This window comes from uncultured Sphingomonas sp. (assembly GCF_964243315.1).
GTDB lineage: Bacteria > Pseudomonadota > Alphaproteobacteria > Sphingomonadales > Sphingomonadaceae > Sphingomonas.
Genome location: NZ_CAXTEM010000045.1, coordinates 1 through 24,530, shown reverse-complemented (window position 1 = coordinate 24,530; position 24,530 = coordinate 1). Strand labels below are relative to the sequence as shown.

General features: G+C 68.1%; 23 protein-coding genes, 1 tRNA gene and 1 pseudogene. 13 read left to right on the top strand and 12 right to left on the bottom strand.

Translation table 11 applies throughout. The features are described from left to right. A partial coding sequence (locus ACFE77_RS12300) for a hypothetical protein (protein ID WP_375421932.1) occupies positions 1-381 on the top strand: 381 nt, incomplete at its 5' end. Between the two features lie 308 nt (positions 382-689). Continuing rightward, positions 690-1,541, top strand: coding sequence for an oxygenase MpaB family protein (locus tag ACFE77_RS12295; RefSeq protein ID WP_375421931.1), 852 nt, complete (start codon positions 690-692; stop codon positions 1,539-1,541). Positions 1,542-1,615: 74 nt separating this feature from the next. Here ACFE77_RS12295 and ACFE77_RS12290 read toward each other — a convergent pair whose 3' ends face one another. From ACFE77_RS12290 to ACFE77_RS12260, 7 genes are all read right to left on the bottom strand, one after another. Continuing rightward, a complete protein-coding gene (locus ACFE77_RS12290) occupies positions 1,616-2,647 on the bottom strand; it encodes a UDP-glucuronic acid decarboxylase family protein (protein WP_375421930.1) in 1,032 nt (343 codons plus the stop codon). Then, complete coding sequence (locus ACFE77_RS12285; RefSeq protein WP_375421929.1) at positions 2,644-3,726, bottom strand: glycosyltransferase; 1,083 nt, start codon at positions 3,724-3,726, stop codon at positions 2,644-2,646. The genes ACFE77_RS12290 and ACFE77_RS12285 overlap by 4 nt, the downstream gene beginning before the upstream one ends. Continuing rightward, complete coding sequence (locus ACFE77_RS12280) at positions 3,723-4,811, bottom strand: glycosyltransferase (RefSeq protein WP_375421928.1); 1,089 nt, start codon at positions 4,809-4,811, stop codon at positions 3,723-3,725. The genes ACFE77_RS12285 and ACFE77_RS12280 overlap by 4 nt, the downstream gene beginning before the upstream one ends. Then, positions 4,808-5,920, bottom strand: coding sequence for a glycosyltransferase (locus tag ACFE77_RS12275; RefSeq protein WP_375421927.1), 1,113 nt, complete (start codon positions 5,918-5,920; stop codon positions 4,808-4,810). The genes ACFE77_RS12280 and ACFE77_RS12275 overlap by 4 nt, the downstream gene beginning before the upstream one ends. Further along, a complete protein-coding gene (locus ACFE77_RS12270) occupies positions 5,917-7,014 on the bottom strand; it encodes a glycosyltransferase family 4 protein (protein ID WP_375421926.1) in 1,098 nt (365 codons plus the stop codon). The genes ACFE77_RS12275 and ACFE77_RS12270 overlap by 4 nt, the downstream gene beginning before the upstream one ends. Further along, positions 7,011-8,072, bottom strand: coding sequence for an SDR family NAD(P)-dependent oxidoreductase (locus tag ACFE77_RS12265; RefSeq protein WP_375421925.1), 1,062 nt, complete (start codon positions 8,070-8,072; stop codon positions 7,011-7,013). Before ACFE77_RS12265 ends, ACFE77_RS12270 begins: the two co-directional genes overlap by 4 nt. A gap of 154 nt (positions 8,073-8,226) precedes the next feature. Then, positions 8,227-9,342, bottom strand: coding sequence for an NAD-dependent epimerase/dehydratase family protein (locus ACFE77_RS12260; RefSeq protein WP_375421924.1), 1,116 nt, complete (start codon positions 9,340-9,342; stop codon positions 8,227-8,229). 209 nt (positions 9,343-9,551) lie between these two features. Between ACFE77_RS12260 and ACFE77_RS12255 the strand changes: the two genes are divergently transcribed. The 3 genes from ACFE77_RS12255 to ACFE77_RS12245 are packed head-to-tail and all read left to right on the top strand — an operon-like array spanning position 9,552 to position 11,913. Further along, on the top strand, positions 9,552-10,196 hold the full coding sequence (locus ACFE77_RS12255) for a histidine phosphatase family protein (RefSeq protein ID WP_375421923.1): 645 nt from the start codon (positions 9,552-9,554) through the stop codon (positions 10,194-10,196). Then, complete coding sequence (locus ACFE77_RS12250) at positions 10,196-11,002, top strand: TIGR04290 family methyltransferase (protein ID WP_375421922.1); 807 nt, start codon at positions 10,196-10,198, stop codon at positions 11,000-11,002. The genes ACFE77_RS12255 and ACFE77_RS12250 overlap by 1 nt, the downstream gene beginning before the upstream one ends. Further along, a complete protein-coding gene (locus ACFE77_RS12245) occupies positions 10,999-11,913 on the top strand; it encodes a glycosyl hydrolase (protein WP_375421921.1) in 915 nt (304 codons plus the stop codon). Before ACFE77_RS12250 ends, ACFE77_RS12245 begins: the two co-directional genes overlap by 4 nt. A 4-nt stretch (positions 11,914-11,917) precedes the next feature. Here ACFE77_RS12245 and ACFE77_RS12240 read toward each other — a convergent pair whose 3' ends face one another. Beyond that, positions 11,918-12,445 (bottom strand): DUF1003 domain-containing protein, encoded by a 528-nt coding sequence (locus ACFE77_RS12240; RefSeq protein ID WP_375421920.1) that lies wholly within the window; start codon positions 12,443-12,445, stop codon positions 11,918-11,920. Positions 12,446-12,484: 39 nt separating this feature from the next. On the opposite strand from ACFE77_RS12240, the gene ACFE77_RS12235 reads away from it, so the two are divergent. From ACFE77_RS12235 to ACFE77_RS12225, 3 genes are read left to right on the top strand one after another with little or no spacing between them, the layout of a single operon-like run. Further along, a complete protein-coding gene (locus ACFE77_RS12235) occupies positions 12,485-13,453 on the top strand; it encodes a zinc-binding dehydrogenase (protein ID WP_375421919.1) in 969 nt (322 codons plus the stop codon). After that, complete coding sequence (locus ACFE77_RS12230) at positions 13,446-14,429, top strand: Gfo/Idh/MocA family protein (protein WP_375421918.1); 984 nt, start codon at positions 13,446-13,448, stop codon at positions 14,427-14,429. The genes ACFE77_RS12235 and ACFE77_RS12230 overlap by 8 nt, the downstream gene beginning before the upstream one ends. 55 nt (positions 14,430-14,484) lie before the next feature. After that, positions 14,485-15,489 carry an SDR family oxidoreductase gene (locus tag ACFE77_RS12225; protein WP_375421917.1) on the top strand — a complete coding sequence of 335 codons (1,005 nt, stop codon included), beginning with the start codon at positions 14,485-14,487 and terminating at the stop codon, positions 15,487-15,489. A 56-nt stretch (positions 15,490-15,545) separates the two neighbouring features. Here the strand turns inward: ACFE77_RS12225 and ACFE77_RS12220 are convergent, their stop codons facing one another. Next, positions 15,546-17,381 (bottom strand): AI-2E family transporter, encoded by a 1,836-nt coding sequence (locus ACFE77_RS12220; protein WP_375421916.1) that lies wholly within the window; start codon positions 17,379-17,381, stop codon positions 15,546-15,548. Between the two features lie 119 nt (positions 17,382-17,500). Between ACFE77_RS12220 and ACFE77_RS12215 the strand changes: the two genes are divergently transcribed. Continuing rightward, positions 17,501-19,321, top strand: coding sequence for a DUF885 family protein (locus ACFE77_RS12215; RefSeq protein ID WP_375421915.1), 1,821 nt, complete (start codon positions 17,501-17,503; stop codon positions 19,319-19,321). Positions 19,322-19,328: 7 nt separating this feature from the next. Here the strand turns inward: ACFE77_RS12215 and ACFE77_RS12210 are convergent, their stop codons facing one another. After that, on the bottom strand, positions 19,329-19,994 hold the full coding sequence (locus ACFE77_RS12210) for a cell wall hydrolase (RefSeq protein WP_375421914.1): 666 nt from the start codon (positions 19,992-19,994) through the stop codon (positions 19,329-19,331). A gap of 109 nt (positions 19,995-20,103) precedes the next feature. Between ACFE77_RS12210 and ACFE77_RS12205 the strand changes: the two genes are divergently transcribed. Beyond that, complete coding sequence (locus ACFE77_RS12205) at positions 20,104-21,369, top strand: amidohydrolase family protein (RefSeq protein ID WP_375421913.1); 1,266 nt, start codon at positions 20,104-20,106, stop codon at positions 21,367-21,369. 46 nt (positions 21,370-21,415) lie between these two features. Here the strand turns inward: ACFE77_RS12205 and ACFE77_RS12200 are convergent. Beyond that, positions 21,416-21,492 (bottom strand) — tRNA-Pro (locus tag ACFE77_RS12200). Between the two features lie 119 nt (positions 21,493-21,611). Then, a complete protein-coding gene (locus ACFE77_RS12195) occupies positions 21,612-21,920 on the bottom strand; it encodes a putative quinol monooxygenase (RefSeq protein WP_375421912.1) in 309 nt (102 codons plus the stop codon). Positions 21,921-22,068: 148 nt separating this feature from the next. Between ACFE77_RS12195 and yajC the strand changes: the two genes are divergently transcribed. The 3 genes and pseudogenes from yajC to ACFE77_RS12180 form a co-directional block, all read left to right on the top strand. Beyond that, on the top strand, positions 22,069-22,407 hold the full coding sequence (gene yajC, locus ACFE77_RS12190; protein WP_375421911.1) for a preprotein translocase subunit YajC: 339 nt from the start codon (positions 22,069-22,071) through the stop codon (positions 22,405-22,407). Further along, positions 22,407-24,002: a protein translocase subunit SecD gene (gene secD, locus ACFE77_RS12185; protein WP_375421910.1), complete on the top strand. Its 1,596-nt coding sequence runs from the start codon at positions 22,407-22,409 to the stop codon at positions 24,000-24,002. Before yajC ends, secD begins: the two co-directional genes overlap by 1 nt. A 69-nt stretch (positions 24,003-24,071) precedes the next feature. After that, positions 24,072-24,530 (top strand): annotated as a pseudogene (locus ACFE77_RS12180) (protein translocase subunit SecF); the annotation flags it as partial.

Genomic DNA, 24,530 nt, shown 5'->3' with positions numbered 1-24,530 from the left:
CGCAGCTTCATCTCGGCGGCGTCGTTCCAGGAGACCACCCGCGTCCTCACCGAGGCGGCGGTCCAGGGCAAGCAGGACCAGCTGATGGGGCTGAAGGAGAACGTGATCGTCGGCCGGTTGATCCCGGCGGGCACGGGTGCGGGCATGAACCGCCTCCGGGTCGCGGCCACCAGCCGCGACGCCGCGCTTCGCGTCCAGCAGAAGAAGCTGCAAGAGGCGATGCTGGTCGCCCCGACCAGCGCCGCCGCGCTGCGGGAGGCCGAAGCCGCCCGTAGCGTCCGCGACGACGCCGGCACCGGCGACGACCCGCTCGCCGCAGTCGTGGCATCGGGCGACGGCAGCGACGAAGCCGCCGGCGAGTATCTGAACGAAGCCGAGTAAGCTTCGTCGGAACGCTGAGAGAACAGCCGCCGTCCGGGTCCGTCCCGGGCGGCGGTTTTTCTGTTTAACGGTGTGGTCATCAAGGGCGAGGACGTCGCTCACCTCCCCCTCCGTCACGGCTGCGCCGCGCCACCTCCCCTTGCTGGGGAGGAATAGGGGGACGCCAAATTCCTCCCCGCAAGGGGAGGGGGACCGCTCGGCTTCAGCCGAGTGGTGGAGGGGGAGGTACGGGTGGAGCCTGATTACATGGCAACAGCGCGCCGCACCTCACCCGGAACGCCCACCCCGCCCGGCGAGTTGAAACGTCGATGGCCGCTGACCTCCCCCTACCCTCACCCAGCTTCCTCAAACAGGCGATCGTCGGCCAGGTCCGTGCCATCTTCAACGACCAGGCGCGCGGTGAGAAGCCCGTCACCCGATCCGACAACGCCATGTTCGCGCGCGGATCAGTGATTTGGCGCGTGCATGGCGACGTCACGACGATGTTGGTCGGCGGGGTCACCGCGTTGCTGCTCCAGATGCTCCACCCCGGGGTGCTGGCGGGGGTGTGGGACCATTCCAACTTTCGCGACGACATGCTCGGCCGGCTGCGGCGCACCGCGCGGTTCATCGCGCTCACCACCTATGGCGACCGTAACGAGGCTACGGCGCTGATCGGGCGGGTACGGCGGATCCACGATCATATCAGCGGCACGCTGCCCGATGGCGGCAGCTATAGCGCGACCGATCCGCAGCTGCTCGCCTGGGTCCATGTCACCGAAGCGGTCAGTTTCCTCAATGCCTGGATCCGCTACGCCGAAGCGCGGATGACGACGCGTGATCAGGATCGCTACTTCGCCGAGATCGGCGAAATCGCGGCCGCGCTTGGTGCCGATCCGGTTCCACGCACCCGCGCAGCGGCACACGCCCTCATCGGCGAAATGCGCCCCGAACTCGCCGCCACCGATCGCTCGGCCGAGGTTGCGCGCATCCTGTTGGGCCAGCGCGCCTCGCATCCCGCGGTCGCGCCGGTGCAGGCGGTCACTTTCCAGGCGGCGATCGACCTCCTCCCGGGCTGGGCGCAGCGCATGCACGGTCTTTCGCCATCACCGCTGTCGGTGCCGCTGGTGCGCGGCGGTGCGCTCGGCCTCGCGCGGACCCTGCGCTGGGCGTTCCGCTAGGTGAGACGACCTTCCCCCACCCGTTCGTTTCGAGCAAAGTAAGGAACCCAACCAGCCTCACAGCGCTCCAGACGCTACTCCGCCGCCTCCGCAGCCAGTTCCCGCACCGATCCCAGCTCGGCCGCAAACCAGGCGCAGGTCCGCTCCAGACCTTCCTCGATCGACACCTGCGGCGACCACCCCAGTTGTTCGCGCGCGCGGGCGATGTCGGGGCGGCGGCGGCGCGGGTCGTCCTGCGGCAGTGGCTGATAGATGATGTCGCCGCTGGTACCGGTCATCGCGATCACCCGCTCCGCCAGGTCGCCGACCGTGAGCTCGACCGGGTTGCCGAGGTTCACCGGCTCGCTGCCGTCGATGTCCGACTCCATCAGCCGGATCAGCGCATCGACCATGTCCGACACGTAGCAGAAGCTGCGCGTCTGGCTGCCGTCGCCATAGATGGTGATGTCGCGGCCCGAGAGCGCCTGGCAGATGAGATTGGATACCACGCGTCCATCGTCGGGGTGCATCTGGGGACCATAGGTGTTGAAGATCCGCGCCACCCGCACCGCCGCGCGCTTGGTACGCACATAGTCGAACGCGAGCGCTTCCGCGGCTCGCTTGCCCTCGTCGTAACAGGCCCGCGGCCCGGTGCAATTGACCCAGCCGCGATAGCCCTCGATCTGCGGATGCACTTCCGGATCGCCATAGACCTCGCTGGTGGAGGTCAGCAGGAAGCGGGCGCCCGACCGTTCCGCCAGCCGTAGCAGATGATTGGTGCCGACCACGTTGGTCAGCATCGTGTGTTCGGGATCGGCCTGATATTGCGGCGGGGACGCCGCACAGGCGAGGTTGTAGACGCGCGTGATCCGGTGGGCCTGCGACATCACCGCGTCGGGCAGCGGCAACACGATGTCGGCTTCGACGAAGGTGAAGCCGTCGCGGCCTTCCAGCAAGCGCAGGTTCGACGCGCGCGAGGTCTGGAGATTGTCGAGGCACAGCACCTGGTTGCCCTCCGACAACAGCCGGTCGCACAGGTGCGATCCGATGAACCCCGCCCCGCCGGCGACCACGATCAGGTCGGGATCGGAAAATGCCATGCTCGTCTCTCCAGTGGCGCTCGTCATGCGGCGCTCGTCAATTGCGTGGTCGCTGTGGCGTTGCCCGCCTCCAGCAGATGGGCCTCGAGCTCACCGGCGCGGATCGCGGCGGTGTGTTCGGCGAGCACGCGGCGCTGCGCTGCCGTGCCGATCGCGGCGGCGTCGGTCCGCTCGATCGCCGCGATCACGTCTGCGGTGTCCGTGGCGAGGATGATCTCGGAACCGGAAACGAAGATCGACCCGATGCCGTCCCAGACGTCCGACACGATCGGCGTCGCGCAGGCCGCCGCCTCGAACAGCCGGACCGAGGGCGACCAGCCCGCCGCGATCATGTCGGCACGCGTGACGTTCAGCGTGAATCGCGAGGCGGAATAGAAGGCGGCGTGCTCCGACGGCGGCAGATGGTCGATGCGATCGACGTTGCTCGGCCAATCGATGTCCGCGGGGTATTGCGGCCCGGCGACCACGAAGCGCCGGTCGGGCATCGCGCGTGCCGGTTCGATCAGCAACCGCTCCAGCGTCGGCTGCCGATCCGGGCTATAGGTGCCGAGGTACGACAGGTCCCACCGCGTCGCGCCGCCGAGCGGCCGATAGGCGGCAGGATCGACCGAGCAGTAGAGCGCGCGCGCCGCCGGCGAGCCATAGGTACGCTCGAGCAGGTCGAGCGTCGGCCCGCCCGTAAACGACAGATAGAGGTCGTAACGCGGGATTTCCGCCGGGCTGAGATATTCGAAATCGCCGCGCGCCAGCTTTGCCAGCGTCACCGGCGTATCGATGTCGTAGAAGGCAGTGGTGCCGCCCGCGACCTCGTGCACGAAATGCGCGACAGCGACGCCCTCGGGAACGTACGAGCCGACAATCACCGCATCCGCCTCCGCGATCTCCGGCGTGAAGCGAGCGAGATCGTCGAGGTCGTCGTAGAAGCAGAGCCGGCAGAAAGCGGGATCGGCCAGATCGCGCTGGTCTCGATACCAGGGCACGTCGCGTTCGAGGAACAGGATGTCGTGCCCGCGCGCCGCGAACGCCTTCAACAGCGCGCGGAACGTGGTCGCGTGGCCGTTGCCCCAGGAGGAGGACAGGCTCAATCCGAGGACGACGATCCTCATGCCGCCTCCGCCACGCGATCGGCATGCTCGCGGAACAGCGCATCGACCTGCGCGCCACGCAGCGAATAGGTATGCTCGGCGAGCACCCGCGCCAGCGCCGCCTCGCCGATCGCCTTCGCCCGTTCAGGGGTCAACGCCGCCATATGCTCGGCGACGTCCTGTCCGTCGCGCGCGACCAGCACTTCCTCGTCCGGGATGAGGAACTGCTCGATCCCTTCCCACGCATCGGTGATCAGGCACGCCGCCGCACCCGCCGCCTCGAACACCCGCGTCGCAGGCGAGAAGCCGATATGCGCCATTGAATCGCGCGCGACGTTGAGCACCGCTTTCGGCGTGCAGTTGAAGGCGTTGTGCTCGGCGGTGTAGACGTGGCCGCGGTGTCGGACGTTGGCTGGCATCGATTTCGACTCCCACCCATTGCCGCCGATCAGGAACGACCGTTCCGGCAGCGACGCGGCGGGCCGCAGGAAGAACTCCTCCACGCGCGCCTCGCGATCGGGCAGCCGGTTGCCGAGAAAGGCGAGATCCGCGTCGAAGCGCGCGTCGGGCGCGACCGGGAAGTGCGTGGTCGGATCGAGCGCGTTATAGATCGGCACGCACGCGGCCGCCCCGAAGCCTCGATAGGCGTCGATCACCGGCGGGCCGCCGCCATAGGTCAGCACCATGTCGATGTCGGGCAGCGCGGCGAGCACGGGGTGGCCAGCGTCGGCGCGCATCTCGTCCAGTGTCGCCGCGGCGTCGACGTCCCAGAAGATCTTCAGTGCATGCGGCGCGGCGCCTGCAACTACGCCTTCGAGCAGTTCCTTGTCGAACACTCCGACGCCGTTCGCCTTCACGACGACATCTGCGCGCGCGGCATCGGCAAGCACCTCGCGCATCGACGCCTCGGTTGCCGGATAGACCACCACGCGCGCCCATTCGGGCGGATCGATGTCGCGGTGGAGCTGGCGGTCGAAGGCGTCGGGTTCGTAGAAGGTGATGTCGTAGCCGCGCCCGGCGAGATCGCGCAGGATGCCACGATAATAGGTCGCGGCGCCGTTCCAGTAGGAGGACAGCAGGCTCGAGCCGTAGAAGGCGATCTTCATGCGGCATCCTTTCTGGTGGTGGTCGTGAGCGTCGCGACGATCGCGAGCAGCTCGTCGACGCGGTGGGCACAGCTGTGCCGGGTGATGATGGTCTCGAGCCCCGACGCGACGAGCGACGCGCGCAGGTCACCGTCCTCGCGGATCGCGCGCAACGCCGCGGTCATCCCCGCGCCGTCCTGCACCGCGAGGTAATCCTGATCGGTACGGAACAGGCCCTCGCTGTCGTCCCATGGCGCCGACACCAGCGGTATCCCGCAGGCTAGCGCCTCGAACATCCGGATCGTCGGGATGCCCGGAAGGATTGTGGCGTAGTAGCGTCGCGGCACGTGCACGGTCGCCAGATGACGCGCGAAGATCGCCGGCGCCGAGGCGTTGGGTGCCCAGCCGCGATACTGCACCCCGTAACGGGCGAGCATCGCCAGTGCTTCGTCGGGATAGCGCACGCCGTAGATGTCGAGCGGCAGCCCGACCGCGGCGGCGGGTGCGAACAGGAATGTTTCGAGCTCCGCGGTGCGCTCGTTCTCGCCCCAATTGCCGACCCACACCAATCCGTCGCGCGGGCCCTCCACCGCAGGCGGATGGAAGTGTCGCGTGTCGGCGGCCTCGTGCCAGGTCCAGACGCGCCCTGCCCAACCCCAGCCGCGATACACTTCGGACAGCGTCTCGCCGAACGCGAGCACCCCGTCATAGCCGTCGAGATCGATCGCGCGCATCTGATCGGGCGCACTGACCGCGCGGTGATGGGTATCGTGGAAAAACAGCGTGAACCGGCCGCCGCGCGCGCGCCGGGCCCCGATCGCCGCGACCAGCGCCGGCTCGTTCCATTCATGCACAATCACCAGATCGGCGCCGTCGAGCAGCGCATCGAGATCGGGCGCCGCGGGATCGTAGACGATCGGATCGAGATCGGGATAGCCGTCGCGGAACGGCGCCAACCCCGCGTCGCCGCCATCCGCCAGCAGATTGCCGAGGCTCCAATTGCCCTCTGGCTCGCACGCGCGGACGTCATGGCCGCGCGCGATCAGGTCGCGGAGCACGCCACGCAGAAAATGCGCGTTGCCGTGGTTCCAGCACGACAGCAGCGAATGCGTGAAATAGACGATCCTCACGCCGCCACCCTCCGCTCGTCGACCAGTCGCGCGTAGAGCGACGCCATCGCGGCGGCCGTCGCGGCAGGCGTGTATTGCGCCGCCCGTGCCCGCGCCGCATCGCCTGACGTCGCCGCTTGCATGGGATCGTCGAGCAACGCTTCGCTCGCCGCGACATAGCCGTCCTCGTCACCCGGCGGCACGAAGGTCGCCGCTCCATCCCACAGCTCGCGGAAGGTCGGGATGTCGGACAGCACCAACGGGCACCCCGCCGCCGCGGCTTCCAGCACCGCCAGCCCGAACGGTTCGAAGCGCGCCGCCGACACGAAGATCGGCCGCGTCGCCAACTCCGCGGTCAGAGCCGTCGTGCCGAGCTGACCGAGCAACATGAGGTGGTCGGGCACCACCGTCTCGCCATGCGGCCCGCGCGTCGCGCCGGCCGCGCGAAAGCCCACCGGCAGACGCGATGCGACCGCGTCGAGCAGCGCGGTGTCCTTTACCAAATCCCAGAGCCGGCCGGCGGTGAACAAGCTGCGCGCCGGCGCATCCGCCCGCCGCTCCACCAGCGGCGTGCGTCCGTTGTGGATCGCCAGCGGTGGATGCAGGAGGCCGTAATGCCGCGCGACCTCGCCGGCATGCGTCGCGCTCGGCGCCACCACCGCATCGGCGGCGATCAGAGCCTGATGAGTTGCGCTACGCTGCCACCGATACTCGATCGGCAGCGTGGTGCCGTGCGCCGCGTCCCACCATGTCGCGATGCAGCCGTGCATGACCGCCACTACCGGCACCGAGAAGCGCGCGCGCGCGCCGAGCGTCGGCATGTTGAGCTGGACCAAATCGACCTTGCGCGCCGCCGCGATCGCCGCGATCTGCTCGCCCGCCGCGACGATCGGCTCGGGACCATCACATAGCCAGTCGATCGGCAGCCCGCTTTCGACGAGCGTGACGCCCGCGTCCGCCGCCTCCGACCGCTGCGCCGCGGTCGCGCGCGGTCCCAATGTCACCAGCGTCGTGGCCACACCAAGCGGCGCGAGCGCACCGGCGAGATCGAGCGAATATTGCCATACGCCGCCGATCGCGTCGGCGGTCATCAACAGCGACAATCCGCTGTTCATGACGCCATCGCGTGCGGCTCGGCGATCGTCAGGTTGAGTCGGCGTTCGGCCACGAGCCAGCGCGCGAGTTCGGCAACGCCGTCGCGCCACGCCACCTTCGGCGCGAGATCGAGCGCGGCCTGCGCGGTGCGGGTGTCGGCGACGAAATAGCGCTGATCGCCCGCGCGCCAGTCTGCATAGTCGATCGCGACGTCGCGGCCTATCAGCGTCCCGATATGGCCCAGCAATTCGCGTAGGCTGATCGCGTTGTCGGGCCCGCCGCCCAGATTGAAGGCGCGACCCTGAATGTCGTCGATCCGCTCCCACGCCCGCACATAGGCGTCGACCGCGTTCGACACGTCGAGGATGTCCCGCACCTGGCAGCCGTCGCCGTAAAGCGTGATCGGCTCGCCCGACAGCGCCCGGATCAGGAAATGCGCGACCCAGCCCTGGTCCTCGGTCCCCATCTGGCGGCGACCGTAGATGCAGCTCATCCGCAGCACCGCGGTGGGCACGCCGAAGCTGCGCGCGTAGTCGAGCACATATTGGTCGGCGGCGCCCTTGGAGCAGCCGTAGGGCGTGTGGAAGTCGAGCGGCCGCGTCTCGCCGATGCCGTTGGCGCGCACCGATGCATCGGCCGGCACATAGGCATCGCCTTCGCGATCGAACGACAGGTCGGCGAGGTCGCCATAGACCTTGTTGGTCGACGCGAAGATCAGCGGCGTCTTGTCGCCGCGCAGGCGCAACGCCTCCAGCAGGTTGAGCGTGCCCGCGATGTTGATCGCGAAATCGTCGCGCGGGTCGACCATGCTGGTGGTCACCGCGACCTGCGCCGCGAGATGGAACACCGCCTTCGCATCCCGCGCCGCCTCGGCGAGCGCGGGTTCGTCGCGGATGTCGGCGTGGATGAACTCGATCGCGTCGCCGTGGTTCGCCTGAAGCCAGGCAAGGTTGCGCTCGGTCCCCGCGCGGGAAAGCGCGTCGTAGACCCGCACGCGGTGCCCCTCACCCGCGAGCCGATCGGCAAGGTTCGACCCGATGAACCCTGCACCGCCGGTGATAAGGATCGGCTGGCTCATCGCAATCCTCCCCGGCACGGGGAGGGGGACCATGCGCAGCATGGGGGAGGGGGGCCCGCCAAGAACGGTGCACCCAGCGGCGAGCCCCCTCCACCACGCATCTGCGATGCGCGGTCCCCCTCCCCGTTCCGGGGAGAAGTGAGGTAGGTCACCCTCACGCCACCAGCCCCCGGCTTTCGAGCTCGGCGCGCATCTGCTCGACCTTGTCGGTCGAGGTCTGCACCGCCACCCACTCGGCCAATGCAGCGAGCCCGTCGCCAAAATCCTGCCTAGCGCGAAAATCGAGCGTCTCCGCCGCCAGCGTCGTGTCGCAGAAGCAATGCCGGATGTCGCCGATCCGCGCCTTGCCGACGATGATCGGCTCGATCTCGTTCTTGCCCATCGCGCGCGCCAGTTCGGTCGCGACCTCGGTCACCGACCGATCGTGACCCGAGCCGATGTTGAAGGTCCCTCCGACCGCTTGCGGCAACGTCAGCGCGTCGGCGAAGGCGCGGGCCACGTCGCTGACATGGACGAAGTCGCGACGCTGTTCGCCGTCCTCGAAGATCATCGGCTGTTGGCCGTTCAGCAGCCGCGACGCGAAGATCGCGAGCACGCCGGTATAGGGGTTCGACAGCGCCTGCCCGGGCCCATAGACGTTGAACAGTCGGAGGCACACGCCCTCGATGCCGTATGGCGCCGACATGATGTGGGTGGTGCGCTCCTGCACATATTTGTTGAGCGCATAGATCGACGACAGATTGGGCCGCTTCCATTCGGGCGTCGCGATCGGCGCCAGCGGACGCCCCTGCGCGTCGACGGGTTCCCAGTTCGACAGGCCGTCGCGCAGCCCCTTGCGCTCGGCGTCCTCGACCAGCGCGCCGTCGGCGTCGCGGTACAGCCCCTCGCCATAGATCGACATCGACGATGCGGTGACCACGCGGCGCACCGGCTGGTCGATCAGCGCCTCGAACAGCACCGCGGTGCCGACATCGTTGGTCGACGTATAGCGCTCGACCTCATACATCGACTGCCCAACCCCGACTTCGGCGGCGAGGTGGATCACGCTGTCGACACCCGCGAGCGCGGCGCTGACCGCGGCCTTGTCGCGAATGTCGCCACGGATCAGCTCAGCCTCGCCGTTGAGCATCTTCGAGCCATCGACGTCGCCGTGCACCTGTTCGATCAGGCTATCGAGAACCCGGACCTTGTTGCCGCGGGAAAGCAGTTCTTCGGTGACGAAGCGGCCGATGAACCCGGCACCACCGGTGATGAGGATCGTCTCGCTCATGCGGCGGACTTGATCGAGGTTATTGCCGTATTTGTAACGAACGTGGTGGATCGTATCATTCGCTGTATCGCCCCCTGCTTCCAGCGTGAATCACAATGCGGAAACACACCTTCTTCTTCTTTGTTCCCTATAACATAGATCAATGTTCTAGGTAGGTTGCGGGAGGAACTTAGAAGCTGGTAAGAGTGTTGAGGGCGAAATGAACAGCCGTGAAGCGGCTCTTGCATCGGGGCATCTCACGCATCGTGGCGGTCACTTTCCTACTCATCCGGCATGCCGCACACGTGCATCTCGACAAGATTTTCTCGGGCCGCCTGTCGGGCGTGCCGCTGAGCGACATCGGTCGCGCGCAGGCCGACCGGCTCGGTGCAGCGCTGTCCCATGAGCGACTCGACCGCGTCCTGTGCAGCCCGCTCGATCGCACCCGCCAGACCGCCGGCACGATCGCTGCAGCGCACGGCATCACCGTCGAACCCGACGACGCGCTGGTCGAGATCGACATGGGCGACTGGACCGGCCGCGAATTGGGCAGCTTCATCGACGAGCCAGCCTGGACCGCCTGGAACACCCAACGCGGCACTGCGCGCATCCCCGGCGGCGAGACCATGGCCGAAGCGCAGGCCCGGATCGTCGCGCTGCTTGATCGAGTGGCGGCGACCGACGACGGGCAGTCCGTCGCGATCGTCAGCCACGCCGACATGATCCGCGGCACCGTCGCGCACGCGCTGGGCCTGCCGCTCGACAATCTGCTGCGCTTCGATGTCGGACCGGCCTCGGTCACCCGCATCGTATGGGGCGACTGGGGCGCGCGGCTGATGTCGCTGAACGAACAACCGGGTGAAGTGGAACGATGATGGCGACGACGATCGACGACACCCTGCGGGGGCGGGTGGCTGCACTCTCTCCCTGGTTCCACAATATCGATCTCGGCGACGGGATCGTCACCGCGCCCGACCATTTCCTCGGCGATTACCCGCGCTTCAAGTTCGCGCGGTTCGCCGACGCGCTGCCTGCCGATCTCACCGGCAAGACCGTGCTCGACATCGGCTGCAACGCGGGCTTCTACTCGGTCGAGATGAAGCGTCGCGGCGCCGCCCGGGTGCTCGGCATCGACAGCGATGATCGCTACCTCGCGCAGGCGCGCCTCGCCACCGACGCGCTCGGCTTCGCCGATGTCGAGTTCCGCAAGCTATCGGTCTACGACGTCGCGTCGCTCGGCGAGCGGTTCGACCTCGTGATCTTCATGGGCGTACTCTATCACCTTCGTCACCCGCTTCTCGCGCTCGACCTGATCCGCGAGCACGTTGCCGATGACATGATGCTGTTCCAGACGATGCAGCAGGGATCGGATGATCTCGCCGAGGTCCCGGACGACCACCCATTCCACAAGCCCGGCACCTTCGATCCGCCCGACTATTTCGACGAACCCGGCTATCCCAAGATGCACTTCATCGAGCGCGAATTCGCGCATGATTGGACCAATTGGTGGGCGCCCAACCGCGCCGGTAGCGAAGCGATGCTGCGCGCGTCGGGATTCACGATCGAGGCGCATCCGGAGCACGACGTCTATCTCTGCCGCGTGGCGCCGGTGCCCTATGCCGAATTCGGACCCGCCGCGGTCTACCCTGCCGTCGCCGGCACCAACGGAGGCGCTCGATGATCGAAGCCGCGATGATCTGGAACGAACCCAACAACAAGTCGCATTGGGATCCCGCGATCGACCCCGATTGGTCGCTGTTTTCCGATACCGTGATCCGCGCGGGCGGCGCGATCCGCGCGATCAATCCTGCGATCACCCGGGTGCTCGGCGGCATGTCGCCGATTGATCCCCACTGGCTGAAGCGGATCGAAGCGCACGGTGCGCTCGACGCGGTCGACGTGATCGCGGTCCACGGCTTCCCGCTCGACTGGAATCTCTGGTCGATCCATGAGTGGCCCGATCGCATCGCCGAGATCGAGGCGGTCACTCATAAGCCGGTCTGGGTCACCGAGGTCGGCGTCGGATCGTTCGGCGCGGAGGAGGTGCAGGTCTTCGGCGTCAAGCGCACCGCCGAACTGCTGATCGGCCGCGTCCCGCGCATATTCTGGTATTCGCTGTTCGATCTGCCGATGGAATGGGGCGCCGAGACCCGTCATCGCGAGGCGGAAGGATCGAGCTACTACCGCCACTTCTACATGGGTCTGATCCGGCCAGACGGTACGCCGAAGCCGTCGCTCGACGAATATGCGAAGGTCGCGAGCGAGATGGGGCTGATGCAGTGGTTCCACTACCAGGATCCGCGGCTCGACGACGCGGTCGCGTGGATGAAGCGGCTGGGAACGCGCAAGCTTCGTACCGGGCTCAGCTGGGCCGACAGCTTCCGCCCCGATGCGATCGACTGGTTCGACCGGCAGATGGAGGCGCTCGCAGACTTCGACGTCACCGTGACCTTCTGCTTCACGCCCGAACATCTCGGCATCGCACCGCACCATACCAGCGCCGCGCGCGATCCGCAGGCGTTCGCGGATTTCTGCGCCTGGATGATCGACCGCTACGCGCCCGCGCTGCCCGTGGTCGCGACCGGCACGTGACCGTTCAGCCGCGGGCTGAGGCTGCCGCTTCGATCGCGTCGAGCACGCGCTCGGGCTGCACGTCGCGTTCGATCTCGCCCAGATCCTTGCTGTCGACATCGACCTCGAGTTTGCGCGCGATGCACGCGACGAGCGATGCGAGCCGCGACAATTCGTGCTCTGCCAGCAGGTTGATGTGGAGGTCGAGATCCGCCCGGCGATCGGCGATCGCGGCCATCCGGTTCTGGCTGATCAATACGAAGGTCGACAGGAAGATCGCCTCGACCGACGCGATCATCGCCAGGACGACGAAGCTCGGGTCGAACGGCGCAACGATCGGCAGCCAGCCGAGATTGACCAGGATCCAGCCCCCGAACACGACCAGGTGCAGCGCGACGAAGGTCATCGATCCGGCGAACGCGGTGATCGCGTCGGACAGGCGCTCGCTGATCGGCGCGGCGGCCGCGTCGCGACGCTGGCGGTCCGCCAGCCGCTCGATATTCTCCTCGAGCGTGTGGGTCATTCCAGGCTGGGTCGGTGTGGTATCGGGCATCGCGATTCAAGCCGCACCCGGGCACAAAGGTTCCTGTAAATGACTGATAAGATGCGAGCAGCGTTGCTCACCGGCCCGGCGGCGATGACGATCGCAGAGGTTGCGGTGCCCGTCCCCGGCAGCGGCGAAGTCCGCGTCCGGCTCGAAGGGTGCGGTGTCTGCGCGTCGAATGTCGAACCCTATGAGGGCCAGCCCTGGTCGACCTTCCCCGGCGAGCCCGGCGGCCTTGGCCACGAGGGCTGGGGCATCGTCGACGCCATCGGTGAGGACGTCGACGACATCCGGGTGGGCGACCGCGTGGCGACGCTCGCGGGGCACAGTTTCGCCCGCTATGACATCGCCCGCGCCGACGCGGTCGCGGTGCTCCCGGCTGCGCTCGCGGGGATCCCCTTCCCCGGCGAACCGCTCGGCTGCGCGATGAACATCTTCCGCCGTGCCGACATCCATGCCGGCCAGACCGTCGCGATCGTCGGCATCGGCTTTCTTGGCGCGATCCTTACCCGCCTGGCCACCGACGCCGGCGCGCGGGTGATCGCGATCTCGCGGCGGCAATCCTCGCTCGATCTCGCGCGCAGCTTCGGTGCGGCCGAGACGATCGTCATGGACGATCACTACCGCATCATCGAGGACGTCAAGCGCATCACCGGCGATGCGCTGTGCGAGCGCGTGATCGAGGCGGTCGGCAAGCAATGGCCGCTCGATCTCGCGGGCGAACTCGTCGGCTTCGGCGGCAAGCTGATCGTCGCCGGCTATCACCAGGACGGGCCGCGCCAGGTGAGCATGCAGATGTGGAACTGGAAAGGCATCGACGTGATCAACGCGCACGAGCGCGACCCCGCGGTCAATCTGCGCGGGTTGCGCGAGGCAATCGACGCGGTTGCCGGCGGCCGTCTCGATCCGTCGCCGCTCTACACGCATCGCTATCCGCTCGACCGCGTCGGAGAGGCGATCGAGGCGACCCGCGACAAGCCCGACGGCTTCGTGAAAGCGCTGGTGACCTATGACTGACAAGCCCCGTATCGGCTTCCTCGGCACCGGCTGGATCGGCCGCCATCGCATGGCTGCGATGCTCGCGGACGGCCGCGTCGAGGCGGTCGCGATCGCGGATCCCTCGCCCGACATGGCCGCCGAGGCGCAGGAGCTCGCGCCCGCCGCGGCGCTGGTCTCGACGCTCGACGAGATCCTCGCGCTCGCCCCCGACGGCGTCGTCATCGCCACCCCCAGCGCGCTCCACGCCGCGCAGTCGATCCAGGCCTTGCAGGCGGGCGCCGCGGTGTTCTGCCAAAAGCCGCTCGGGCGCAGCGGCGACGAAGCGGCGGCGGTGGTCGCGGCGGCCCGCAGCGCAGACCGGTTGCTGACCGTCGATCTCTCCTACCGCTTCACCATCGGCATGGAGCGCATCGCCGCGCTCGTCCGAATCGGCGAGTTGGGCCACGTCCACACCGTCGATCTGGTCTTCCATAACGCCTATGGCCCCGACAAACCGTGGTTCTACGATCGCGCGCAATCGGGTGGCGGCTGCGTCATGGATCTGGGCGTCCACCTCGTCGATCTTGCGTTGTGGACGCTCGACTTTCCGGAGGTGCGCGAGGTCCGGTCGCATCTGACCGCAGAGGGCCGGGCCCTCGCCCCCGGTGGTATCGAGGACTTCGCGATCGCCTCGATCGTCCTCGCGAGCGGCACCGTCATCCGACTCGCCTGCTCCTGGCGCGCGCATGCGGGGCGCGATGCCGACATCTCGGCGACGTTCTATGGCACCGGCGGCGGCGCCGCGCTCCGCAACGTGGACGGATCCTTCTACGACTTCACCGCGGACCGCTACCGCGGCACCGCCGCCGAACGAATCTGGGCACCGCCCGAGGAATGGGGCGGTCGCGCCGCGATCGACTGGGCGCGGCGGCTGGCCGACGGCGAGCGTTTCGATCCGGCCGCCGAGAACCTCGTCGCGGTCTCGCGAGTGCTCGACCGCATCTACGCAGGCTGATCAGGAACGAAACGGCAACGGCATAGTTGGTCCGCGAATCGCAGAAGGTACGCTAATGACCAAGATCAATCTGAAGCCAGTTGCCGACCAAGTCATCCTGATCACCGGTGCGAGCTCCGGCATCGGGCTCGTCACCGCCAAGCTGGCGGCGGAGCGCGGCGCCAAGGTCGTGCTCGTCGCCCGTAGCGAGAAATCGCTTGCCGACGCCGTCGCCGAGATCGCGACTGCGGGTGGCGACGCCATCTATGCCGTCGCCGATGTCGGCAACATGGCGCAGGTCCGCGCCGCCGCTGCCGCGGCGATCGCGCGGTTCGGTCGCATCGACACCTGGGTCAACGATGCGGGCACCGCGATCTACGCCAAGCTGGTCGACACCCCGCTCGACGAACATCAGCAGCTGTTCCAGACCAATTACTTCGGCGTGGTTCACGGCGCCCTCACCGCCGTCGATCACCTCCGCGAGAACGGCGGCGCGATCATCACCGTGGGATCGATCGCATCGGACCTGCCGTCGCCGATCCTCAGCGCCTATAGCGCGTCCAAGCACGCGGTGCGCGGCTTCGTCGATGCGTTGCGGATGGAGCTGATCGGCGACAAGCTGCCGATCTCGGTCACGTTGATCAAGCCTGCGGGTATCGACACCCCGATCGCGCAGAACGCCGCCAAGCATGTCGATGGCGAGGGCCTGCTGCCGCCCCCGGTCTATGATCCGACGCTGGTCGCGCGCGCGATCCTCGACGCCGCCGAACATGTTCGCCGCGACATCACTGTCGGCGGCGCAGGCCGGTTGCAGGTGCTGATCGGCAAGCATTTCCCCGCGCTGCTCGACGTGACCGCGCCGTTCATGGAGCCGATGATGTCGGACCCGCCCCGGCGCCCGTCCCCGACCACGATCTTCGCGCCCGGGCGGCACGGACAGGAGCGATCGGGCGTCCAGCCGGGCCGCAAGACCAGCCTCTACACCGCCGCCCAGCTACACCCCGCCGTGACCCGCACGGCGCTGATCGCCGGCGCAGCGGCCGTGGCAGGCCTGATCGTCGCGCGCCGGCGCGATCGATAGATCAAGGGCGCGAGCTTTACCCAGCGTTAGCTCATCTCTGGCTGCGCCTCCTCGCCTCAGACCGGCGCGACCACCTCATCCTCGATCGCCAGCGCCGTCGCCGCGGCCGCGCAGACGCTCGCGAGATCGTCGTGAACGATCATGCCGGGCTCTGCCGAGGTGTCGCCCGCAACCCGCTGCACGCCGATAATCACCGCGCCCGCGCCCGATCTCGCCTCGACATCCGCGAATAAGGGGCGGATCCGGCGCGCGGCTCGGGCGTCGAACAGTCCGAGCAGGCAGACGAGATCGGCTTGGTCGAGCAGCATGTCGCTCGCCCCCGTGCCCGGCCGGTCCTCGCGCACGCGCAGCCTCGCCGCCACCTTCTCGCGCCGGAGCAGGCTGACGGTCATGCTCGCGACCACTACGTCGAACGGGCCGCGGCCGGGTATGCACAGGCAGGTCGCGGTGCCTCCCGGTTCCGCGCCGATCGCAAGCTCGGCATCGATCGACCCGAGCACCTGCATGATCGCGTCCGCAACGCCGTGCATCGCCTCGCGCTCGACCACGCCGCGATCGCGATCGGCCGCGGCGAGCCGCAGCGCGCCGAGCACGACATCGTCGTAATAGGTCGCGAGTGGCATCGTCTCCAGCAGATCGTCCGCCTGATCGACCGCTTCGTCCACATGGCCCGCCAGCGCGCGCTGGTATAGCGTTTCCGCAGGCGACAAGGCAGGGCGGTCGCCGAGCAGGATCTCGAACATCGCGAAAGCCGGAATATGCTTGCCGAGCACCACCAGCATCAGCGTCAGCGGCATCGCGAGGACGAGTCCGAGCGCGCCCCATATCCACGTCCAGAACAGCGCTGCGACCACCACCGACACCGGCGAGAGCCCGGTCGAACGCCCATAGAGCAGCGGCTCGATCGCATAGCCGATCAGCGGCTCGATCAGGATGAAGAGCAGCCCAACCGACAGCAGCGACCCCCAACCCGGGTCGATCGCGGCGGCGAGCGCGAGCGGCCCGACCGCTGCGATCAGCACGCCGACATAGGGGACGAAGCGCGACAGGCCGGCGAGGATGCCCCATAGCCCAGGCGACGGAATCCCGAGCAGGAACAGGCCGATCCAGATGATCGCGCCGAACCCGCAATTGACGATGAACTGCGACAGGAAATAGCGGCTCAGGCGCTTGGCGCCGTCATCGAGCGCCAGCGTCGTCCGATGCAGGTCGGCGGTGCCCATCAGCCGGATCAATCGGTCGCGCAGATCCTCTTTTTGGAACAGGATGAAGATCGTCACGATCAGGACGATCAGCGCGGTCTCGATCGGGGCGAGCGCTGGCAGGAGGATCGTCTCCACCTCCTGCATGGCGGTCATCGGCGCCTCGCGGATCTCCACCGGCACCGCGCTGCTGCTGCGCTTCGGCAACGCCGCCCGCTCGCCCTGCTGCCGCGCCCTAGTCGCCGCGCGGTCGCCGCCGCCGCCGTCCTTCTCCTGCAGTAGGAAGCCGAACCGCTGCTGGACCTCCGCCCGCACCTTCGCGACCCGCTCCGAGATCCGCTCCGCATAAGCCGGTGCGTCCTTGGTCAGGGTCGCCGCCTGGCTCGCGATCACCGCGCCGGTTACGAACATGGCCGCGAGCGACAGCAGCAGCGCGAGCACGACCGCCGGGGTCCGGCCGAGCCGTGCGCGCCGAAACGCGGCGACGATCGGCGCGAGCAGGAACGACAACAGGATCGCCAGCGTGATCGGCACCAGCACCGATCGTCCAACATACAGCCCGGACGTGACGATCGCGGCGATGATCCACGGCACCAGCGGCTCCAGCCCACGGCCACGCGGGGGACGAACCGTCGCCGTGGCGCTCGATGCGGTCGGGCGGTGCGTCTCGGTCATCGTCATCCCCGTCATGCGCGGGTCGTTCCGCCGGCATCGGCTCGATGCACGGTTGATCGATATCATGCAAACCAGACGTTAGCTCCCGACAGCCGCCACGTTGACCTGCGCGCGGCGCGCCGTAAGTCTGCGCTATGAACTTCTCCGCCCCTTCACGCCGCGATGCGCTCGCCGGCCTTGCCGCCAGCGCCGCCTTCGTCGCCGCGCCGGTCCGTGCCGCCGCCACGAGCTCCGCCGCCGCGCTGCTCGATCGCCTCGCCTGGCAGTTGATCGAGCTTCAGCCGGGCGACGCCACGCGCCTCGGCATCGACACCGGTTCGCACGCCGCGCTCCGCGGCCGGTTGGACGATCGCTCGCCAGCCGGAGTCGAGAAGCGCCGCGCGTTCCTGACCGCCGCGGTCGCCGATCTCGCGCGCGTGCCGCGAAAAGGCCTCGACCAGACGATGCTGACCAGCCTTGCCGTTGCCGACAGCGCGTTCCGCACCGCGCTCGACGGCATGGCGCTGCCCTATGGCTATGCGACGATCGGCGACTGGCGGAACACGCCCTATGTCGTGATCCAGAACGTCGGCGCGTGGCTCGACGTGCCGCAGCTGCTCGAGGGCGATCAGCCGGTGCGCAGCGCCGCCGATGCCGAGGCCTACCTCGCGCGGCTGTCCGCTATGGCGGCGCAGCTCGACGGCGAGACCGCCCGCATCCGCGACGCACGGCTGAAGGATTTCGTGCCGCCATCCTTCCTGCTCGACAAGACGATCGCCGGGATGACGCAGACGATCGCCCAGGCTGCGCAGCCCGATGGTCCGTTGGTGGGGCCGTTGCGCCGCAAGGTCGCTGCGATTCCCGGCGACTGGTCGGCACGGGCCACGCAGGTCGCGGCCCGCCTCGTGATCCCAGCGCTGGAGCGTCAACGCGCCGAGCTGATCGCGCAACGCACGGTCGCGACCGATGCGGCGGGTCTCGGCACGCGTCCGCACGGCCCCGAATGGTACGCATGGGGCCTGCGTGCCGGCACCACGACGCGGCGCACCCCGGCCGAGATTCACGAGATCGGCCGCACCCAGCTGATCGAGCTCCAGGCGCAGATGGACACTATCCTGAAGAGCTTCGGCCTCGCCGAAGGCAGCGTCGCCGATCGCGCCGCCGCGCTCCAGCGCCGACCGGGCATTGGCTTCGCGAACGACGACGAAGGCCGCCGCCAGATCATCGCCTATATGCAGGGCAAGATCGATGCGATCCGGCCGCGCCTGCCCCGCGCCTTTCGTCGGCTGGTGCCGGGCAATCTCGAGATCCGGCGCATGCCGTTGGCGCAGGAGGCGGGTGCGCCCGTGGCCTATGGAGGTCCGGGGTCGCTCGACGGCAAGATTACCGGCAAGGTTTGGGTCAACCTCGGCGATCCGTCGATCCACAACCGCGTGACGATCCCCGACCTGGTGTTCCACGAGGGCATTCCCGGCCATGTCTGGCAGGGCGAATATGCACAGCAACTGCCGCTGATCCGCTCGTTGCTGTCGTTCAACGCCTATTCCGAGGGCTGGGCGCTCTACGCCGAGCAACTCGCCGACGAACTCGGCATGTACGAAGGCGATCCGGCGGGACGGCTCGGCTATCTGATGGGGCTGTCGTGGCGTGCGGTACGGCTGGTCGTCGACACCGGCATCCACGCGATGGGGTGGACGCGTGAGCGTGCGCTTGCCGAGTTCATCGCGGCCACCGGGCTGCCGCGGAGCAACGCGGTCAGCGAAGTCGATCGCTACTGCGCCTGGCCCGGGCAGGCCTGTGGCTACAAGCTCGGCCAGACCGAGATCGTCGCGCAGCGCACCCGCGCGCAGAAGGCGCTCGGCAAGCGCTTCGACCTGCGCGACTTCGATCAGGCGGTCGTGGAGGGCGGCAACGTCCCGCTCGACGTTCTGGGCGAGAATGTCGGGCGCTACATCCAGGCCAGCGCAGCGGGCTGACCGCGTATCAGCGTCCCCGCCGGCGCACATAGAAGAGGTGCGTGTCGACCCGCGCCACCTTCACCAGCGAGTCGCGCCAGTAAGGCACCATCCAGTCGGTGTGGTAATGCGTCGCCCGCCCGACATCGGCGAAGACCCGCCCGGCCAGTGCCTGTCGCGCGTGCCGGCGTGCCGCGCCCCAGCCGAGATGCACCGTGCGGCGCGACAGCGATCCGTCGCAGGTGAACGAGAACTGGCAACCGGTGGTCCGCGCGAAGCCCTGATACACCACGCCGCACACCGTCTTGGGAAACCCCGCTGCCCGCACCCGGTTGAGCACCACCTGGATCACCGCGCGCTGGCCGCGCCGATCATCTCCGGCCTCGTACAGCGCCGCGGTGGCGAGGCATTCGACCGCCTGCTCGCGCGCTGCCGGTCCACCGCGAAAGCGATAGGGTTCGGCCCTCACCCGCCGCCGAGCGACGATCGGGACCGCCGCATTGGACACCCGCGCCGCCGCCATCGATAGCGGCTCCACCTTGGCCGCTCGGTCACCGTCGGCCCGCCGGGGATCGAACAATCCTGCGAACAGGATCACGATCGTCACGATGCCGATCAACAGCAGCCACCGCTCCGCCGCGACGTGCCGCTGCGTACCGCGCCGGGAACTGGTGGTCGTGCGTCGCCGTGACATCGCCGCGTGTCTAGCCGTGCGGCGCGATCGGCGCAGCCCCGCAAAGCGACGCCGATTGCGCGCGCGGCGTAGCGCGCTAACGGTACGGAGAGCGGTGGAGAAGAACGTGATGCGGTGGGTCAAGATCGTAGCGGCGCTGCTCCTGGCACCAGCCGCCGTCGCCACGGCTGCCGAGCCTTCTTCGCTGCTCCTCAAACCCACCGGCGTGTTCGACGGCATCGACGGCAAGGTCCACTCCGGCTGGCAGGTGCTCGTCACCGGCGACCGCATCGTCGCGGTGGGCCCCGATCTCACGGCCCCCGCCGGCACCACAGCTATAGAGCTCGCGGGCACCACGCTGATGCCGGGCATGATCGAGGGTCACGGCCACCTGTTCCTCCACCCCTATGACGAGACTAGCTGGGACGATCAGGTGCTCCACGAATCGCTGGCGCTGCGCACCGCGCGCGCGGTGGCGAATGCGCGGGCGACGTTGCTCGCGGGCTTCACCAGCGAACGCGACCTTGGCACCGAAGGCGCGGGCTACGCCGATGTCGGACTTAAGGCCGCGATAGACCAGGGCATCGTTCCGGGTCCGCGGCTGTCGGTCGCGACCCGTGCGATCGTCGCGCTCGGCGCCTACGGCCCGAAGGGGTTCGAGCCCGGGGTCGCGATCCCGCAAGGCGCCGAGGAAGTCTCGGGGGTCGACCAGATGGTCGCTGCGGTGCGCCGCCAGATCGCCGCCGGCGCCGACTGGATCAAGCTCTATGGCGATTACCGCTGGCGCAGCGGCGAGGACAGCCGCGCGACCCTCAGCCTCGATGAGCTGAAGGCCGCGGTGGCCGCCGCCCACGATGCCGGGCGCCCGGTCGCGGTCCATGCCTCGACCCCCGAAGGGATGAGCCGCGCGATCGAAGCCGGCGTCGACACGATCGAGCACGGCTATGGCGGCACCGGGCCGATTTTCGCTGCGATGGCTGCCAGGAAGATTGCGCTGTGCACCACGCTGGCCGCCTCCGACGCGACCTCGCGCTATCGCGGCTGGAACGGCACCGAGCCCGCGCCGCCCGCGGTCGCGCTCAACCGCACGAGCTTCCGGCTGGCGATGAAGGCCGGGGTGCCGATCTGCATGGGCGGTGACGTCGGCGTCTTCAGCCACGGAGACAATGCGCGCGAGATGGAGCTGATGGCCCAAGACGGCATGAAGCTCGCCGACGTGCTGATCGCCGCCACCGCCGGCAACGCCCGCGCGCTGCACCTGTCCGACCGGGTCGGCGCGGTCAAGCCGGGCCTCCTCGCCGATCTCGTCGCGGTCGAGGGCGATCCGACCAGCGACATCCGCGCGGTCCGCCGCGTGCGTCTGGTGATAAAGGGCGGCCAACCGGTCACGCGCTGAGCGCCGACCAGGTTGGCCCAGCCATCTCAACGATTTCCGAAGAATTTGGTCGGGGCGACAGGATTCGAACCTGCGACCCCCACACCCCCAGTGTGATGCGCTACCAGGCTGCGCTACGCCCCGACCGAGGGTCCGCCGCGACGATGTCGAAGCCAACCCGAGGCGCGGGGCTTTAGGCGGGCGGTGCCGGGGATGCAAGCGTCGCGTCCCCGTTTGGCGCGTGCCCGGTTCGCGCAGGGCGGTCAGTCGCCAATCAGCGTGCGCCAGAACTCGCCGTCCCACGCCTTCACACCGATCGACTCGACGGTGAAGTCGCGCAGCGCCCGGCCGAACGCCTTCTGATGATCGGCCTGACCATGTGCGGCGAGCGCTTCGGGAGTCGCCCAGCGTTCGGCGATCCGGATCGTGTCGGCATCGGCGGCGTCGAACGCGAAGCTGTAATGCTCGCAGCCATCCTCTTCCTGCACCCGCGCCATGTGCGCGGCGAGGATGTCCTTCAGCGTGGCACCCTGCCCCGCGGCGACCTTGATATGGCCCATAACGAGAATCATGCATGCTCTCCTTGTTCAAGCGTGGCCCTTGGCGGGCCCCGCGGGGCTGTAGCACGAGCCGTCGGTTGCGCGAGCGCCGCGCCGATGCTAGCTCGCGGCGCTTCACGCGGGGGCCTTCGCCCCTGCCGATCAGCCATGCACGGAACCGATGATCATCACTCCAGCTTACGCTCAGGTCGCAGGCGGCGCCGCCCAATCGGGTGGTCTCGCGTCGTTTGTCGGCCTTGCGCCGTTGTTCCTCATCTTCATCGTCTTCTATTTCCTGATGATCCGCCCCCAGCAGCAGCGCATGAAGAAGCTGCAGCAGTCGGTCGAGGCGGTGAAGAAGAACGACAGCGTCATCACCGCGGGCGGCCTTCTCGGTAAGGTCACCAAGGTCGAGGAACGCTTCGTCGAGGTCGAGATCGCGCCCAACGTCCGCGTTCGCGCGGTCAAGTCGACGCTGTCGGAAGTGACCAGCCCGAATTCGAAGCCGGCGAACGACTGATGCTCGATTTTCCTCGGTGGAAGGTCTGGTCGATCGTGGGGGTGCTGGCTTTGCTGTGCGCCCTGGCGATCCCGAGCTTCCTACCCGAACGCGTGACCGCCAATTGGCCGGTCCATCCGCGCATCAACCTCGGTCTCGATCTCGCCGGCGGCAGCTATCTGCTGCTCGAGGCCGATACCCAGGATCTCGCCGCCAGCCGGATCGAGGCTATGCGGGAGCAGGTCGCGACCGAGATGCGCCGCGCTCCGCGGATCGACGTCGGCGACATTTCCAGCCGTAACGGGCAGCTTTCGTTCCTGCTGCGCGACCCCAGCCAGGTCGATGCGGCGCGCGAGCGCCTGCTGACGGTGACCGGCGGCGGCGCCGGCATGACCGGGCAGCGCCAGTGGGACATCAACGTCGTCGACACCAGCCGGTTCGTACTGCGGCCGACCGAGGCCGGCCTACGCGAGGCGATCGCGACCGCGATGAACGACGCGACCGAAGTCGTCCGCCGGCGCATCGACGAACTCGGCACTCGCGAACCGACGATCATCCGCCAGGGCGACAATCGCATCGTCGTCCAGGTCCCCGGCTTGCAAAACCCGCAAGCACTGAAGGACCTGCTCGGCAAGACCGCCAAGCTCGAATTCAAGCTGGTCGACGAGACCGCGAACGAGGCCGATCTCGCCAAGGGCATCGCGCCGGTCGGCAGCCAGGTCCTCCCCTATCCCGACAATCCCCGCGGCATTCCCTTCATCGCGGTCAAGCGCGCGGTGATGATCTCGGGCGACCAATTGACCGACGCCCGCCAAGGGTTCGACCCGCAAACCAACGCCGCGCAGGTGCTGATCAACTTCAACAGCCAGGGCGGCGCGCGGTTCGCGCGGGTGACGCAGCAGAACGTCAACAAGCCGTTCGCGATCATTCTCGACAACAGCGTGATCTCCGCGCCCAACATCAACGAACCGATCCTTGGCGGCACCGCCTCGATCAGCGGCAACTTCACGGTCGACAGCGCCAACCAGCTCGCGATCGCGCTGCGATCGGGCAAGCTGCCGGTGGATCTGAAGATCATCGAGGAATCGACTATCCGCGCCGAACTCGGCCAGGATTCGATCCGCGCGGGCATCCTCGCCTCAGCGGTCGCGGTCGCGCTCGTGGTCGCGTTCATGTTCGTGACCTATGGTCGGTTCGGCCTCTACGCGAACCTCGCCGTGGTCATCAACGTGTTCGTCATCCTCGGCGTGCTCGCGCTGCTGAAGGGCACGCTGACGCTGCCGGGCATCGCCGGCTTCGTGCTGACGATCGGCACCGCGGTGGACGCCAACGTGCTGATCAACGAACGCATCCGCGAAGAGCGGCGCCGCGGGCGGAGCATCGTCCAGTCGGTCGAACTCGGCTACAAGGAAGCGTCGCGGACGATCTTCGAGGCCAACATGACCCACGCGATTTCGGGGATCATCATGTTCTTCCTCGGATCGGGTCCGGTGAAGGGCTTCGCGGTCGTGCTGCTGATCGGTATCGCGACGTCGGTCTTCACCGCGGTCACCTTTACGCGGATGCTGGTCGTGCTGTGGCTGCGCCGTAACAAGCCGAAGACGATCAACATCTGATGTCCAAGATGCCCACTCACTTCTCCGCCATCCCCGCGCAGGCGGGAATGAAGACTTCGAGGTAACGTCATGCGCCTCCTGAAACTCGTACCCGACAACACCAATATCGATTTCGTCCGTCTGCGCGGCTGGGCGTTCGGGTTGACGCTCGCACTCAGCATCGCCTGCATCGCGCTGGTCGGGGTTCGCGGCCTCAACTTCGGCGTCGATTTCGCCGGCGGCCTGATGATCGAGGAGAAGTTCGCCACCGCGCCCGATCTCGACGAGGTCCGGACCGTGGTCGACCGGCTCGGCGTCGGTCAGGCGGCGTTGCAGCAGTTCGGCGATCCCAAGATCGTCGCGATCCGCCTGCCGGTGCAGGATAGCGCCGACGAAGGCGCGACCAATGCGGTGGTGAAGAAGGTCGAACTCGCGATCGGCCAGGCATTCCCCGGCGCGACCTTCTCTCGCTATTCGACGGTGTCGGGCAAGGTGTCGGACGAGCTGATCCAGCGCGGCGTGCTCGCGGTCGTGCTCGCGGTGCTCGGC

What these genes read in the sequence shown, in the direction of transcription:
- ACFE77_RS12295 (WP_375421931.1), top strand. Translation starts at nt 690, where the DNA reads ATGGCCGCTGACCTCCCCCTACCCTCACCCAGCTTCCTCAAACAGGCG.
- ACFE77_RS12290 (WP_375421930.1), bottom strand. Translation starts at nt 2,647, where the DNA reads ATGACGAGCGCCACTGGAGAGACGAGCATGGCATTTTCCGATCCCGAC.
- ACFE77_RS12285 (WP_375421929.1), bottom strand. Translation starts at nt 3,726, where the DNA reads ATGAGGATCGTCGTCCTCGGATTGAGCCTGTCCTCCTCCTGGGGCAAC.
- ACFE77_RS12280 (WP_375421928.1), bottom strand. Translation starts at nt 4,811, where the DNA reads ATGAAGATCGCCTTCTACGGCTCGAGCCTGCTGTCCTCCTACTGGAAC.
- ACFE77_RS12270 (WP_375421926.1), bottom strand. Translation starts at nt 7,014, where the DNA reads ATGAACAGCGGATTGTCGCTGTTGATGACCGCCGACGCGATCGGCGGC.
- ACFE77_RS12265 (WP_375421925.1), bottom strand. Translation starts at nt 8,072, where the DNA reads ATGAGCCAGCCGATCCTTATCACCGGCGGTGCAGGGTTCATCGGGTCG.
- ACFE77_RS12260 (WP_375421924.1), bottom strand. Translation starts at nt 9,342, where the DNA reads ATGAGCGAGACGATCCTCATCACCGGTGGTGCCGGGTTCATCGGCCGC.
- ACFE77_RS12250 (WP_375421922.1), top strand. Translation starts at nt 10,196, where the DNA reads ATGGCGACGACGATCGACGACACCCTGCGGGGGCGGGTGGCTGCACTC.
- ACFE77_RS12245 (WP_375421921.1), top strand. Translation starts at nt 10,999, where the DNA reads ATGATCGAAGCCGCGATGATCTGGAACGAACCCAACAACAAGTCGCAT.
- ACFE77_RS12240 (WP_375421920.1), bottom strand. Translation starts at nt 12,445, where the DNA reads ATGCCCGATACCACACCGACCCAGCCTGGAATGACCCACACGCTCGAG.
- ACFE77_RS12235 (WP_375421919.1), top strand. Translation starts at nt 12,485, where the DNA reads ATGACTGATAAGATGCGAGCAGCGTTGCTCACCGGCCCGGCGGCGATG.
- ACFE77_RS12230 (WP_375421918.1), top strand. Translation starts at nt 13,446, where the DNA reads ATGACTGACAAGCCCCGTATCGGCTTCCTCGGCACCGGCTGGATCGGC.
- ACFE77_RS12225 (WP_375421917.1), top strand. Translation starts at nt 14,485, where the DNA reads ATGACCAAGATCAATCTGAAGCCAGTTGCCGACCAAGTCATCCTGATC.
- ACFE77_RS12220 (WP_375421916.1), bottom strand. Translation starts at nt 17,381, where the DNA reads ATGACGGGGATGACGATGACCGAGACGCACCGCCCGACCGCATCGAGC.
- ACFE77_RS12215 (WP_375421915.1), top strand. Translation starts at nt 17,501, where the DNA reads ATGAACTTCTCCGCCCCTTCACGCCGCGATGCGCTCGCCGGCCTTGCC.
- ACFE77_RS12210 (WP_375421914.1), bottom strand. Translation starts at nt 19,994, where the DNA reads ATGTCACGGCGACGCACGACCACCAGTTCCCGGCGCGGTACGCAGCGG.
- ACFE77_RS12205 (WP_375421913.1), top strand. Translation starts at nt 20,104, where the DNA reads ATGCGGTGGGTCAAGATCGTAGCGGCGCTGCTCCTGGCACCAGCCGCC.
- ACFE77_RS12195 (WP_375421912.1), bottom strand. Translation starts at nt 21,920, where the DNA reads ATGATTCTCGTTATGGGCCATATCAAGGTCGCCGCGGGGCAGGGTGCC.
- yajC (WP_375421911.1), top strand. Translation starts at nt 22,069, where the DNA reads ATGATCATCACTCCAGCTTACGCTCAGGTCGCAGGCGGCGCCGCCCAA.
- secD (WP_375421910.1), top strand. Translation starts at nt 22,407, where the DNA reads ATGCTCGATTTTCCTCGGTGGAAGGTCTGGTCGATCGTGGGGGTGCTG.